This is a genomic window from Micromonospora humidisoli, assembly GCF_016900955.1.
Taxonomy (GTDB): Bacteria; Actinomycetota; Actinomycetes; order Mycobacteriales; family Micromonosporaceae; genus Micromonospora; species Micromonospora wenchangensis.
Map to the genome: position 1 here is coordinate 768,181 of NZ_JAFEUO010000003.1, position 12,650 is coordinate 780,830.

The window sequence follows — 12,650 nt, forward strand, 5'->3', positions numbered from 1 at the left end:
TGGATAGATTCGTAGCGTGCTGGGCCTACCTGCTCATGTGACCGCCTGCCTCTTCGACCTCGACGGCGTGCTGACGCCGACCGCCACGGTGCACAACGCCGCCTGGAAACAAACCTTCGACGAGCTGTTGCGCCGGCACGCCGAGGCCGACGGCGAACCGTTCCGGCCGTTCGACCCCGGCCCGGACTACCACCGTTACGTCGACGGGAGGCCGCGCGCCGACGGGGTGCGGTCCTTCCTCGCCTCCCGGGGCATCACCCTGCCCGAGGGCAGCCCCGACGACCCGCCCGACGCGGAGACCGTGAACGGGGTCGGCAACCGCAAGAACGTCGTCCTGCTGGACCGGATCCACCACGACGGCGTGCAGGCGTACCCCGGGTCGGTGGCCTACCTGAAGGCGGCCGAGCAGGCCGGGCTGCGCCGCGCGGTGGTCTCGGCCAGCGCCAACTGCCGCGACGTGGTCGCCGCCGCCGGCCTGGAACCGCTGCTGGAGGTACGGGTCGACGGGCTGGTCGCCCGCGCCGAGGGGCTGCGCGGCAAACCGCACCCGGACACCTTCCTCGCCGCCGCCGAGCTGCTCGGGGTGGCCCCCGCCGAGGCCGCCGTGTTCGAGGACGCGCTGGCCGGGGTGGCCGCCGGCCGGGCCGGCGGCTTCGGCCACGTGATCGGCGTGGACCGGGTCGGCCAGGCCGACGAGCTGCGCGCCCACGGGGCCGACGTGGTGGTCACCGACCTCGCCGAGCTGCTGGGCGGGCCCACCGCATGATCCGGGAACGCGCCTACCCGGTCGAGCCGTGGCACATCCGGGAGACCCGCCTCGACATGGACGTGCTGGCCCAGTCCGAGTCGGTGTTCGCACTGTCCAACGGTCACATCGGGCTGCGCGGCAACCTCGACGAGGGCGAACCGCACGGCCTGCCCGGCACCTACCTCAACTCGTTCTACGAGCTGCGTCCGCTGCCGTACGCGGAGGCCGGGTTCGGCTTCCCCGAGTCGGGGCAGACCATCGTCAACGTCACCAACGGCAAGCTGATCCGGCTGCTCGTCGACGACGAACCGCTCGACCTGCGCTACGGCGAGCTGCTCAGCCACGAACGGGTCCTCGACCTGCGGGCCGGCACCCTGCAGCGGGAGATGCACTGGCGCTCACCCGCCGGCCGGGAGGTGAAGGTCCGCAGCACCCGGCTGGTCTCCTTCACCCAGCGGTCGGTCGCCGCGATCCACTACGAGGTGGAGGCGGTCAGCGGCCCGCTGCGGCTGATCCTCCAGTCCGAGCTGGTCGCCAACGAGAACCTGCCGGCACAGAGCCGCGACCCCCGGGTCGCCGCCGTGCTGGAGTCGCCGTTGCAGGCCGAGGAGGAGCTGACCACGGGCGACGGCGGCCTGCTCATCCACCGCACCAAGGTCAGCGGGCTGCGGGTGGCCGCCGGGATGGGCCACGACGTGGAGGCCCCGGGCAAGACCACCCTGGAGTCCGAGGGGTACGAGGACTGGGTCCGGACCACCATCGGCTGCGTGCTCCAGCCCGGCGAGACGCTCCGCGTGGTCAAGTACCTGTCGTATGGCTGGTCCAGCCGGCGTTCCCTGCCGGCGCTGCGCGACCAGGTCGGCGCGGCGCTGGCCGCCGCCCGGCTGGCCGGCTGGGACGGGCTGCACCGGGAGCAGCGCAGCTACCTCGACGGATTCTGGGACGCCGCCGACGTCCGGGTCGAGGGCGACCCGGAGGTGCAGCAGGCCGTCAGGTTCGGACTGTTCCACGTGCTCCAGGCCGGGGCGCGGGCCGAACGGCGGCCGATCTCCGCCAAGGGACTGACCGGTCCCGGCTACGACGGACACGCGTTCTGGGACACCGAGATGTTCGTGCTGCCGGTGTTGACGTACACCCAGCCGGGCGCGGTCCGTGACGCCCTGTACTGGCGGCACGCCACCCTGGAGCAGGCCCGCGAACGGGCCCGGACGTTGAACCTGGCCGGCGCGGCTTTCCCGTGGCGCACCATCGAGGGGCCGGAGTCGTCGGCGTACTGGCCGGCCGGCACCGCCGCGTTCCACATCGCCGCCGACATCGCCGACGCGCTGCGCCGCTACGTCCTGGTCACCGGCGACGAGCAGCTGGAACGGGACATCGGCCTGGAACTGCTGGTGGAGACGGCCCGGCTGTGGCGTTCCCTGGGCCACCACGACCGGTACGGCCGGTTCCACCTCGACGGGGTGACCGGCCCCGACGAGTACACCGCCGTCAAGAACGACAACATCTACACCAACCTGATGGCGCAGCGGAACCTGCTCACCGCCGCCGACTGCGCGATGCGCCTGCGCGACGAGGCCCTCGACCTCGGGGTCTCCGAGGAGGAGGCGGCCGAGTGGCGCGACGCCGCCACCGCCATGCACATCCCGTACGACGAGGACCTCGACGTGCACGAGCAGGTGGAGGGGTTCACCCGGCTCCAGGAGTGGGACTTCGCGCACACCCCGCCCGAAAAATACCCGCTGCTGCTGCACTACCCGTACTTCGACCTGTACCGCAAGCAGGTGGTCAAGCAGGCCGACCTGGTGCTGGCCATGCACTGGCGGGGCGACGCGTTCACCGAGGCGCAGAAGCTGCGCAACTTCCTCTACTACGAGCGGCGTACCGTACGGGACTCGTCCCTGTCGGCGTGCACCCAGGCGGTGCTCGCCGCCGAGGTGGGCCACCCCGAGCTGGCGCACAGCTACCTGCGGGAAGCCGCGCTGATGGATCTGCACGACCTCAACGAGAACACCCGCGACGGCGTGCACATGGCGTCGCTGGCGGGGGCCTGGATCGCGCTGGTGGCCGGGTTCGGCGGGCTGCGCGACCACGACGGCGAGCTGTCGTTCGCCCCCCGGCTGTCCAGCCGGTTGAGCCGGTTGGAGTTCTCGTTGCAGTGGCGGGGGATGCGGCTGCGGGTGGACGTCCGGCCGCACCAGACGACGTACTCGCTGCGCAACGGCGGCCCGGACACGGTGATGGAGCTGCGGCACCACGGTGAGACCGTCCGGGTGACCTCCGCCGCCCCGGTGACCGTGCCGGTGCCGCAGCGCCACGAGAGCGGCCCGGCGCCGGAGCAGCCGCCCGGCCGGGCCCCGCTGCTGCGCCTGCCCGAATCCCCCGGCTGAGGGGTCGCCGTCGCGGTCGCGACGGCGACCCTGCGCCCGTAGCTGACCGGCAGGGGTCAGAACTGGGGGCCGTCGGAGGGCCGGCCACCGGCGTCGCGCGGGGCCACCGCCCGCGGGTCCTCCGGGGTACGCGCCTGCGCCGCCTCGTCCGCCCAGTCGGGCTCGTGCCCGGCGTCCGGTTCGGGGCGGTCCTGTTCGATGGTCCGGGTCTGCTGACGTGCCTTCCGCTTGGCCATGGCGAACCTCGTGATCCGTGCGGGGCGCGGCTGCGCCGGTGTGCCGCGCGTCTTCCCGCCGGAAACCCCCGCAAACCGCCGCCGGGGGCGGGCCGGTCAGGTGTCGAGGTGGCGGGCGAAGGCGAGGCGCAGGTGGTTCTTGGGGCGGGCGCCGACGATCGAGCCGGCCACCTGCCCGCCGACGAGGACCAGCATGGTGGGCAGCGACATCACCCCGTACGCCCTGGTGGTTTCGGGGTTCGCGTCGGTGTCCAGGGTGACCACCCGCAGCCGGTCGCCGAACTCCTCGGCCAGCTCGGCGAGGTGCCGTGAGGTGCCCACGCAGGGCGGGCACCAGTCGGCCCAGAAGTCGACCACCACCGGTCGGTCGGCGGCCAGCACCGTGTCGGCGAAGGTGGCGTCGGTGACGGCGGTCAACCGGTGCGCTGCCGTGTCCTGAGGCATGTTTCCTCCCGTTGTGCAATGGCCTGGGTGAGCTGGTCGTGCAGCTGGCTGCGGACCGCGCCGAGCCGGTCGAGGTAGGCGTCCACCTCGGCCAGCTTGCGGCGCAGCACCGCCACCGAGTCGGGGCAGACGTCCCCGGAGGCGTGGCCGGCCCGCAGGCAGGCCACGAAGGGTCGGATGTCGTCGAGGCCGAAACCGACCGCCAGCAGCGCCCGGATCTCGTGCACCACCCGCAGTTCGGCCTCGTCGTACACCCGGTAGCCGTTGGCCGAGCGGCGCGGCCGGACCAACCCGTGCGTCTCGTAGTACCGCAGCGTGCGGGTGCTCGTGCCGGCCCGTTGCGCCAGCTCGCCGATCAGCATCCCGACCTCCTCGCCGCAGTTCCCGGCGTCACGCTAGACCTTGCCGCCGGTGTCAAGGCAACGGGTGAGAGCGGCCCCCGGGCGGGTAACCGCCACCGGCCGGCGAGTGGGAAGGGGCAACCACCATGGGGGTACGTGCCGAGGCCACGGTGGCGCTGGGGGAGGTCAGGCTGCCGGCGGACGTCGACGGGCCGGACGACGCGACGGGGGTGGTGCTCTTCGCCCACGGCAGCGGCAGTTCCCGGCACAGCCCGCGCAACGTGGCGGTGGCCCGGGTGCTCCAGCGTCGCCGGCTGGTGACCGTGCTGGTGGACCTGCTCACCGCCGAGGAGGACGCGGTCGACGCCCGGACCGCGCAGTGGCGCTTCGACATCGACCTGCTGGCCGACCGGCTCACCGGCACCCTCGACTGGCTCGCCGCCGAACCCACGCTGGGCCGGCTGCCGGTCGGCCTGTTCGGGGCGAGCACCGGGGCCGCCGCCGCCCTGGTGGCCGCCGCGGCCCGCCCGCAGCGGGTCGCCGCCGTGGTGTCCCGGGGCGGCCGGCCGGATCTGGCCGGCCCCGCCCTGTCCGGGGTACGCGCGGCGACGCTGCTGCTGGTCGGTGGCCTCGACGATCAGGTGATCACGGTGAACGAGCAGGCCGCCGCGGTGCTCGCCGCCCCGCACGAGGTGCGTGTGGTGCCCGGTGCGGGTCACCTGTTCGAGGAGCCCGGCACGCTCGACCAGGTGGCCGACGCCGCCGCCGACTGGTTCACCCGGCACCTCCCCGTCCCGGCCTGACCGGGTCGGCAGGGCGACGCGCAAGGGATGGGATGTTGCGGATCCGAGCGCTCAGACCCCGCAACATCGCCCCCCTTGCGACGGTCTCGGCGGACGGGCGGGGCGGGCCTCAGGCTGGGGCGGCGGGGGGTTCGTCGCGGCGGTGGTGCGGGCGGTCGGCCGGCGGGGTCGGGGCGACCTGCTCCCGGTGCCGTTGGACGGTGTCGACCACCCGGTAGGCGACCGCCGCGATCGGCACCGAGACGAAGGCGCCGGCGATGCCGGCGATCAGCGTGCCCGCCGTGACCACCACCAGGATCACCGCCGGGTGCAACTGCACCTGCCGCTTCATGATCAACGGCTCCAGCAGGTTGCCCTCGACCTGCTGGACGGCGATCACCGCCGCCAGCACCAGCAGCGCCGTGGTCGGCCCGTTCGCGGCCAACGCCACCAGGACGGCGACCGCGCCGGCCACCGTCGCCCCGATGATCGGCACGAACCCGCCGAGGAAGGTGATCAGGGCCAGCGGCAGTGCCAACGGCACCCCCAGCACCACCAGCGCCAGCCCGATCCCGATCGCGTCGATGGCCGCGATGATCATCGTGCCCCGGCTGTACGAGCCGAGGGTGCGCCAGCCGACCCGGCCCGCCTCGGCGGCCACCGTCCGGTTCGGCCCGGTCATCCGGCGCAGCACCCAGTGCCACATCGACCGGCCGTCCTTGAGCAGGAAGAACAGCAGCACCAGGGCGAGCAGGGCGGAGCCGAGGGCCTCGGCCGCCGTACGGGCCCCGCCGACCGGGTCGGGGGTGCTGCCGCCCAGCCCGTCGCGGACCTGTCCGATCAGCTTGTCGAGTTGGGCATCGCTGACCGGCAGCGTCTCGGTGACGAAGTCGCGGGAGCGTTGCAGGCCCTCGTCGAGCTGCTGGCTCAGCTCACCGAACTGGGCGGCCGTCAGGTTCCACACCAGCACCCCCACCCCGACCAGCACCCCGAGCAGCAGCAGGACGCTCAGCAACGCGGCGAGCGCGGCCGGCACCCGCAGCCGGCGCAGGATCAGCAGCACCGGGTCGAGCAGTGCGGTGAGGAATAGGGTGACCGCCACCGCGATCGCCAGCGGCGCGAGCAGCACCGCCACCTGGCCCAGCAGGTAGCAGCCGAACACCACGACCACCAGGCAGGCGCTCCACACCACAGCCGTGCGGACCAGCCAGGGCAACGCCCCCCAGGCCTGCCGCGGGCTGGGGCGGGCACCCGCAGCCGTCACCTCGGGCGTACGCCCGGCACCGTCCTCGGCCACGTCGGTTCCTCCTCGGTCTCGGCGGGGTCGATACCCGTCCGGGTCGACCGCGACACCCGGTGGCTCAACGCCGTCCCGGCCACCGGGTTCCGTTCAGGACGGTCGTTCCCGGACGGTGCCGCCGGTGCGACGACGCCCCGGCCCGCCCACTGCTGCCGTGCCGTGTGGTGCCGCGGTGGTCCGGCAGTGTCATGTCAAAGGCTGATCACCTCTGGTAACCATCGAGGACTCTCGCTACTATCCGCATTCGGGGCATGACTCACCGTGGAGTCGTGTGGAGTGGGTCGGCGCGCGAGCCCGCGGGCCGTCGACGAGAGGGAGCATCCCCGGTGACCGAGACAACGCACGCCACGAAGGCCAGGCCGTATCCGTTCAGCGATCCGCACCGGCTCGACGTCGACCCCCGCTACGCCGAACTGCGCCGCGACGAACCGCTGATCCGGGTGCGACTCCCGTTCGGGGAACCGGCCTGGCTGGCCACCCGGCACGCGGACGTGCGGACCGTGCTGGGTGATCCCCGGTTCAGCCGGGCCGCCGCCGTCGGGCGCGACGAGCCCCGCAGCGTCCCCTACCAGCGGGAATCAGGCATCCTCGGGATGGACCCGCCCGAGCACAGCCGGCTGCGGCGGCTGGCGGCCAAGGCGTTCACCGCCCGGCGGGTCGAGGAACTGCGCCCGCGTACCCGGGAACTGACCGACGAACTCGTCGCCGGCATGACCGCCGCCGGCTCCCCGGCCGACCTGGTCGCCCACGTCGCCACCCCGCTGCCGATCCGGGTCATCTGCGACCTGCTCGGGGTGCCGGTCGCCGACCAGGACCGGTTCCACACCTGGTCCGAGGCGATCGTGTCGACCACCTCGCTGCGGCCGGAGGTGGCCGAGAGCTACCTGGACCGACTGCTGTCGTACATGGCGGGGCTGATCGCGAAGCGGCGGGTGACCCCCACCGACGACCTGATCGGGGCGATGGTTCGGGCCCGCGACGAGAACGCCGACCGGCTCACCGAGGACGAGATGGTGCGGCTGGCCGCGGGTCTGCTGGCCGCCGGTCACGAAACCACCGTGAACCAGATCCCCAACCTGGTCTACGTCCTGCTCACCGAGCCCGACGTCTGGCAGCGGCTGCTCGACGAGCCGTCCCTGGTGCCGTCCGCCGTGGAGGAACTGCTGCGGTTCATCCCGCTCGGTGCCACCTCCGCGTTCGCCAGGTACGCCCTGGAGGACGTCGAGCTCGGCGGGGTGCTGGTCCGCGCCGGTGAGCCGGTGCTGGTCTCCATCCCCTCGGCCAACCGGGACGAGACCGTCTTTCCCGACGCCGACCGGCTCGACCTCGACCGGGAGACGAACCCGCACCTCGCCTTCGGGCACGGTCCGCACCACTGCATCGGGGCCCAACTGGCCCGGATGGAACTCCAGGTGGTCCTGGAGACGCTGCTGACCCGTACCCCGGGCCTGCGGCTGGCGGTGCCCCCGGCGGCGCTGACCTGGAAGAGCGGCCTGCTGGTCCGGGGCCTGACGGCATTGCCCGTGAGCTGGTAAACGAAAGGAAGGGTGGGGCAGATGGGGGACAGCGGCTGGCGGGTGCACGTGGACCCGACCCGGTGCATCGGGGCGGGGATCTGCGCGAGCTACGCTCCGGCGCACTTCGTCCTGGTGGACGGGTTGTCCCGGCCGGTGGCCGAACGGATCGATCCGGCGGACGCGGTGCTGGACGCCGCTGAGTCCTGCCCGATGGAGGCGATCGTGGTGTCCGACGCGGCGGACGGCAGCCGGGTCGCCCCGGAGTCGTGACCGGACGCGGTGGTCACCTCCGGCGAGGTGACCACCGTCGACGGTCAGTCCTGCCCGTCGTGCAGCTCTGCCCGGGTGGTCGGCCGCCCGCTCAGCGTGTCCCTGATCCGGTCGACCAGCCCGGCACCAGGGTTGAGCAGCCGGTTCGCCGGTGGGTGGTCCGGTGTGCCGGGGTGCGGGCGGGTCGGCAGGTGCCCCTTCGCCGCCCGTACCCGGTCGGCCAGCTCCACCAGCTCCTCGTGGGCGACCGCCGCCCGCAGCCTGGGGAACAGCTCCGACTCCTCCTCCCGTACGTGCTGCCTGATGCTCTTCGTCAGGTGGCTGATCAACGGCTCGAAGCGGGCGTCGGACGGGTCCAGCGGCTCCAGTTCCTTCAACGTGCGCTCGGCGGCGGCGTGTTCGGCGATCTCGTGTTCGGCGAGCTGGTCACCGTCGGGCAGGGCCCGGCGGGCGGTCGGGTAGACGTACATCTCCTCGGCTACCGCGTGCCGGACCAGTTCGGCGATCAGCACGTCGGCCAGCCGGCGGCGGTGCCCGGCGGTGCCCTGCGGGTTCTCCAGCTCCACGAAGATCGCCTCGATCTCGTGGTGGTCGGCGGTCAGGACGTCCACCACGTCCCGGCCCGTGGTGGCCTGTGGATCGCTCATCTCGGTGCCCCTTACCGGTTGCGGACGGATCGGCTCCTGGCGGGGCCTGTACCCACCGCCGGTCACCCGAACCCATCACCGTCGATGGGCCACCACCTGTCGACCCCGCCGGACGGCACGCCCGTCAGCGGGCGGCAGTCAGCGACCCGCCCCGCCGGCCGGTCCTGTCCTGTCGGCCGGTCCTGCCGCGTCGGCCTGTCCTACCGGCCTGTCCTGTGCGGACGCGAGCGGCGGGAGGGAGCCGAGCAGGCGGGTCACCCCGATCTCGATGACCACCCGTTCCGGGTTCGGGCGCGGCGGCCGGTAGCGCTCGGCGTACCGGCGCTCGGCGTCGGCCACCGCGGCGGCGTCGGTCCGCAGCACCGCCCGGCCCTCGACGGTCAGCCACCAGCGGCCGTCGAGGTGGCACGCGGCCACCGGCACCCCCGCCGCACCGGCGGCGGCGACGTACCGGGACTTCGCCGAACCGGCGGACGTGATCACCCGGGCCAGCCCGGCCGCCGGATCGTAGGTCAACCCGACCGGTACGACGTGCGGCGTGCCGTCGGGCCGCAGGGTGGTCAGCGTGGCCAGGTGCCGCTCGCGGCAGAACGTGAGGACCCGCTCGTCGTACGGGTCCAACCGATGCCTGCCGGCCATGTCCGTCCCCCGTCCCGGGGCCGGCGTGGCCCCGACCCGGCCCCGATCATGACACGATCTGGCGGGACTGGCCCGGGCCGGGCGGGACACCCGTCCGACCGGGTTGGCCGGGCAGGCTGCGACCGGCGGCCCGGCGGCGCTGGACCAGGCGGGTCAGGTAGATCAGCGCCCCGGCCAGCACGCCCATGTCGTCCAGGTAGATCGGGTCGGGCAGGAGGTCGACCGGCGAGATCGTGTAGATCAGCGCGCCGTAGAACGCCACCTTGCCGCTCACGCCGAGCGTGCCGAGCAGCCGGCGGGTGCGGACCACCCGCACCGCCAGCAGGACCGCGCCGACCAGCGTGGCCAGGGCCAGGATCGCACCGACGACGACGAGCGCCCACATCTGACGGGACATGCCCGCAACGCTAGTGCAGCGCAGCCCGTCGCGCCGCCGTCCGGGAGGCGCCGCGCCGCCGCCCGTCGCCGCGGCGGGAGGGTCAGTAGGCGGCCACGGCGGCCCGACCGCGCGCCACCACCGGGTTCTCCCGGGTGCTGTCCGCCGACGGGCGGGGGGCCTCCGGCATCGGCAGCACCGACTCGGCCCGCTCCGGGCGGCGCTCCCGCGCCGCGAACGCCTCGTCGCGCAGGCTGCGCGCCGCCGCTCCGGCCAGGTCGGCGGCCCGCCAGGCCGCCTGCTCCCGGGCCACCGCCGCCCGGTGCCGGGCCGCCAGGTGGTCCCGGATCGCGCGGCGCAGCACCAGTTCCTGCTCCACCGGGTGCCGGCGCGGGTCCCAGCCGGCCCGGTGGGCGAGGACGTCGGCGAGTTGCGCGTCCGACAGCTCCCTCCGCCGGTGGGCCTCGTCGGCGGCCCGGTGCAGCCAGCGTTCCCGGTCGGCGTACTCGGCGGGGGTCTGTCCGGTGTGCGGCAGGGGCATCGACGCGGCGGCGGCGAGCCGACGCAGGTGCGCCTCGGCCGCCTCCAGGGCCGTCCAGGCCGACTCGACCTCGTCCTGGACGGCGAGCCACTCGGCCCGCAGCCGGCTCGCCGTGGTGCCGGCCCGGTCGGCCGCCACGGCGACCTCCTCGGCGTACCGGGTGTGCTCCCGGTCCTGCTCGGCCCGGTCCGGGTCGTCGGGCAGGGCGGCGTCGCGGAACCGGCCGGCCACCGCCGGCCGGAGCCGGCCGGGCCGGACCACCAGGGCCGCGACGGCGACGGCGGCGAGGGCGAGCAGGATCAGCCAGATCGCGGCGGCGGCGGGGACATCGGGCAGGACGGCGGAGAAGACGGTCTGCATCACCAACACCTCACGGTGGACAACGATGTGGACGGACGGGGGCCCGGCAGTGGGCGGAAGCGGTGCGCGCGTCCCGGCGGCGGCCGGACCGGACCTGCCTGGCCCAGTTCTGCCCGGATCGGGTCTGCCTGGACCGCTGTCGGACCGACAGCTGCCGGTCCGCGGTCGGCGGTGGCCCGGCCGTGGCGGTGGCCCGGTCGCGGCCGGACGGGCGCGCAGCTGCCGCGCGGCTCAGCTCCGGGGCGGGCCGCGCCGGCCGGTGGCGTCCCGGGCCGGGTCCGGCGTGGCCCCGGCGACCGGCGCGACGGGCCGGGTGGCGGCACCGTCGGCGGGCGTCGGCGGCTGGGGCGGCAGGGACCCGTCGGCGGGCCGCTCGTCGTCGGGCCGGGTGCCGGGCCGGTCGAGGGTCGGCCGGGCGTCGGTGGGCAGCGTCGCCACCCGCGAGGTCACCACGGACGGTCGGGCGGCAGCGGCGGCCGGGCCGCCGGTGACGGCGAGGAACCCGCCGAGGCCGACGGCGAGCACCAGCGTGGTGACGGCCAGCCGGGTCAGATCGCGCAGCCTCGACACCCAGACGGGCGGGGCGGAAGCTACGCGGATCACCTGTCCAACCTATCCCCGATCGGCCGTCCGCGCAGGGTCGGTGGCCCGACCGGACGAGTGAGCCGGGCCACGGTGTGCCGTGTGGACGGACCGCTCCCACCAGGGATACGGCCACTGACCTGCGCCTGGATGCATCGACGGCGATGAGAATGCCGACAGTTTCCGGCCGGCGGGTCCGGGCAACTCTGCCGACGGCGCGACGCCCCGCCGCGCCGGACCGACAGACCGGAGGAGACACCATGGGAGTACGCCGTCAGGTCGTTGCGGCCGTCGCGGTCGCCACTGCGGCGGTGCTGGCCACCGCCGTACCCGCGCAGGCGGCGCCGACCGCCGTCGACACCGGACCGCTCACTCCGGTGGCCGACGTCGACGTGGAGCGCTACGTGGGCGACTGGTACCAGGTCGCCGCCATCCCGGCGATCTTCGAGATCCAGTGCTACAAGAACGTGACGGCGCGGTACGACGTCCAGCCCGACGGCACCATCGGGGTCCGCAACAGCTGCCGGACCATCGTGGGAACCACCAGCGCGGTCACCGGGCGGGCCCGTAGCGAGAACCCGCCGGCCGACTCGGCGTTGACCGTGTCCTTCCTCAAGCTCGGCGGTAAGTGGATCTATCTGGGTGGGCCGAACTACGTGGTGATCGGGCTCGACCCCGACTACCGCTGGGCGGTCGTCGGCGACCCGGACCGCAGCAGCGGTTTCGTCCTCTCCCGGGAGCCGGCGCTGACCGGGGCGCAGACGGCGGCGGCGAAGGCGGCGCTCACCGCCAACGGCTACGACCTGTGCGACTTCCGCACCACCCGGCAGGACGGTGGCGGCGGAGCGGGCAGCTTCTGCTGACCCTCCACCGTCGACGGCCCGTCCCCACCGGGGCGGGCCGTCGACGTGTGCCGGTCCGGCGGTGTCCTGGCCGGGGCCGGCCGTCGCCCTCCGGGTCGGCGGCTCAGGACCCGGCGTCGGCCGGATCGGGGCTGAAGAGGGCGAGCAGGGCGCCGACCTGGCGGTCGGCCTCGGCGGGGTGCCGGAAGTGGCCGCTCGGGTTGAGCGTGTACTCGTTGCGCCGGCCGACCCGGGTACGCCGCAGGTAGCCGCCGGCCTCCAGGTCGGCGACGATCGCCTGGGCGGCCCGTTCGGTCACCCCGACCTCGTCGGCGACGTCGCGGAGGCGGGCGGTGGGGTTACGGGCGATGGCGAGCAGCACATGACCATGGTTGGTGAGGAACGTCCAGTTCCGGGTGCTCCCGGTGCCGCCTGTCGCCATGCCGGTCATGGTATGGCCCGTACCTGGGAGACCCGTCGTCGGCCGCCCCGACGGTTGCCCCGGAGCGGCCGGTCGGCCCCCGGTGGGTCGCCCGTCGACCTCGGTGGGTGCCGGGGCCGACACGCCGTCGACACGGCTTCGACCGATGCCTGAAACGTGTATCACGAAATCTTGACGTACCTTTAGCTGCGTGTGA

The 12,650-nt window shown here is 74.1% G+C and carries 15 protein-coding genes and 1 pseudogene; 6 read left to right on the top strand and 10 right to left on the bottom strand.

Features of this window, described 5'->3' with window-relative positions; genetic code table 11:
* Positions 1–16: 16 nt before the first annotated feature.
* Together JQN84_RS14375 and JQN84_RS14380 are read left to right on the top strand one after the other, a co-directional pair.
* Entirely contained in the window at positions 17–766 is a 750-nt protein-coding gene (locus tag JQN84_RS14375) for a beta-phosphoglucomutase family hydrolase (protein WP_204958833.1), read from the top strand.
* Positions 763–3,135, top strand: coding sequence for a glycoside hydrolase family 65 protein (locus JQN84_RS14380; RefSeq protein ID WP_204958834.1), 2,373 nt, complete (start codon positions 763–765; stop codon positions 3,133–3,135). The genes JQN84_RS14375 and JQN84_RS14380 overlap by 4 nt, the downstream gene beginning before the upstream one ends.
* Before the next feature lie 56 nt (positions 3,136–3,191).
* Here JQN84_RS14380 and JQN84_RS14385 read toward each other — a convergent pair whose 3' ends face one another.
* From JQN84_RS14385 to JQN84_RS14395, 3 genes are all read right to left on the bottom strand, one after another.
* Positions 3,192–3,371 (bottom strand): hypothetical protein, encoded by a 180-nt coding sequence (locus JQN84_RS14385; RefSeq protein ID WP_204958835.1) that lies wholly within the window; start codon positions 3,369–3,371, stop codon positions 3,192–3,194.
* A 96-nt stretch (positions 3,372–3,467) separates the two neighbouring features.
* Positions 3,468–3,815 (bottom strand): thioredoxin family protein, encoded by a 348-nt coding sequence (locus tag JQN84_RS14390; RefSeq protein WP_281900958.1) that lies wholly within the window; start codon positions 3,813–3,815, stop codon positions 3,468–3,470.
* Complete coding sequence (locus tag JQN84_RS14395; RefSeq protein WP_204958836.1) at positions 3,785–4,177, bottom strand: MerR family transcriptional regulator; 393 nt, start codon at positions 4,175–4,177, stop codon at positions 3,785–3,787. Before JQN84_RS14395 ends, JQN84_RS14390 begins: the two co-directional genes overlap by 31 nt.
* Positions 4,178–4,302: 125 nt before the next feature.
* On the opposite strand from JQN84_RS14395, the gene JQN84_RS14400 reads away from it, so the two are divergent.
* Positions 4,303–4,959, top strand: coding sequence for a dienelactone hydrolase family protein (locus tag JQN84_RS14400; protein ID WP_204958837.1), 657 nt, complete (start codon positions 4,303–4,305; stop codon positions 4,957–4,959).
* Between the two features lie 109 nt (positions 4,960–5,068).
* Here the strand turns inward: JQN84_RS14400 and JQN84_RS14405 are convergent, their stop codons facing one another.
* Positions 5,069–6,235: an AI-2E family transporter gene (locus JQN84_RS14405; RefSeq protein ID WP_281900955.1), complete on the bottom strand. Its 1,167-nt coding sequence runs from the start codon at positions 6,233–6,235 to the stop codon at positions 5,069–5,071.
* A 329-nt stretch (positions 6,236–6,564) separates the two neighbouring features.
* On the opposite strand from JQN84_RS14405, the gene JQN84_RS14410 reads away from it, so the two are divergent.
* Positions 6,565–7,773 carry a cytochrome P450 gene (locus tag JQN84_RS14410; RefSeq protein WP_281900953.1) on the top strand — a complete coding sequence of 403 codons (1,209 nt, stop codon included), beginning with the start codon at positions 6,565–6,567 and terminating at the stop codon, positions 7,771–7,773.
* 21 nt (positions 7,774–7,794) lie between these two features.
* Complete coding sequence (locus JQN84_RS14415) at positions 7,795–8,025, top strand: ferredoxin (RefSeq protein ID WP_204958839.1); 231 nt, start codon at positions 7,795–7,797, stop codon at positions 8,023–8,025.
* 44 nt (positions 8,026–8,069) lie between these two features.
* Here JQN84_RS14415 and JQN84_RS14420 read toward each other — a convergent pair whose 3' ends face one another.
* From JQN84_RS14420 to JQN84_RS14440, 5 genes and pseudogenes are all read right to left on the bottom strand, one after another.
* On the bottom strand, positions 8,070–8,672 hold the full coding sequence (locus JQN84_RS14420; RefSeq protein WP_204958840.1) for a hemerythrin domain-containing protein: 603 nt from the start codon (positions 8,670–8,672) through the stop codon (positions 8,070–8,072).
* Between the two features lie 231 nt (positions 8,673–8,903).
* A pseudogene (locus JQN84_RS14425) lies at positions 8,904–9,311 on the bottom strand (TIGR03618 family F420-dependent PPOX class oxidoreductase); the annotation flags it as partial.
* 46 nt (positions 9,312–9,357) lie between these two features.
* Positions 9,358–9,708 (bottom strand): YkvA family protein, encoded by a 351-nt coding sequence (locus JQN84_RS14430; RefSeq protein WP_204958842.1) that lies wholly within the window; start codon positions 9,706–9,708, stop codon positions 9,358–9,360.
* Positions 9,709–9,790: 82 nt separating this feature from the next.
* Positions 9,791–10,588, bottom strand: coding sequence for a hypothetical protein (locus JQN84_RS14435; protein WP_204958843.1), 798 nt, complete (start codon positions 10,586–10,588; stop codon positions 9,791–9,793).
* Positions 10,589–10,819: 231 nt separating this feature from the next.
* Positions 10,820–11,191 (bottom strand): hypothetical protein, encoded by a 372-nt coding sequence (locus JQN84_RS14440; protein WP_204958844.1) that lies wholly within the window; start codon positions 11,189–11,191, stop codon positions 10,820–10,822.
* A 239-nt stretch (positions 11,192–11,430) separates the two neighbouring features.
* Between JQN84_RS14440 and JQN84_RS14445 the strand changes: the two genes are divergently transcribed.
* Positions 11,431–12,033, top strand: a complete 603-nt coding sequence (locus tag JQN84_RS14445; RefSeq protein WP_204958845.1) for a lipocalin family protein — start codon at positions 11,431–11,433, stop codon at positions 12,031–12,033.
* Between the two features lie 103 nt (positions 12,034–12,136).
* On the opposite strand, the gene JQN84_RS14450 is transcribed toward JQN84_RS14445, so the two are convergent.
* The gene (locus JQN84_RS14450) at positions 12,137–12,463 is read right to left on the bottom strand and encodes a helix-turn-helix transcriptional regulator (RefSeq protein WP_372444599.1); all 327 of its coding nucleotides are present in this window, start codon (positions 12,461–12,463) and stop codon (positions 12,137–12,139) included.
* Positions 12,464–12,650 lie beyond the last annotated feature (187 nt).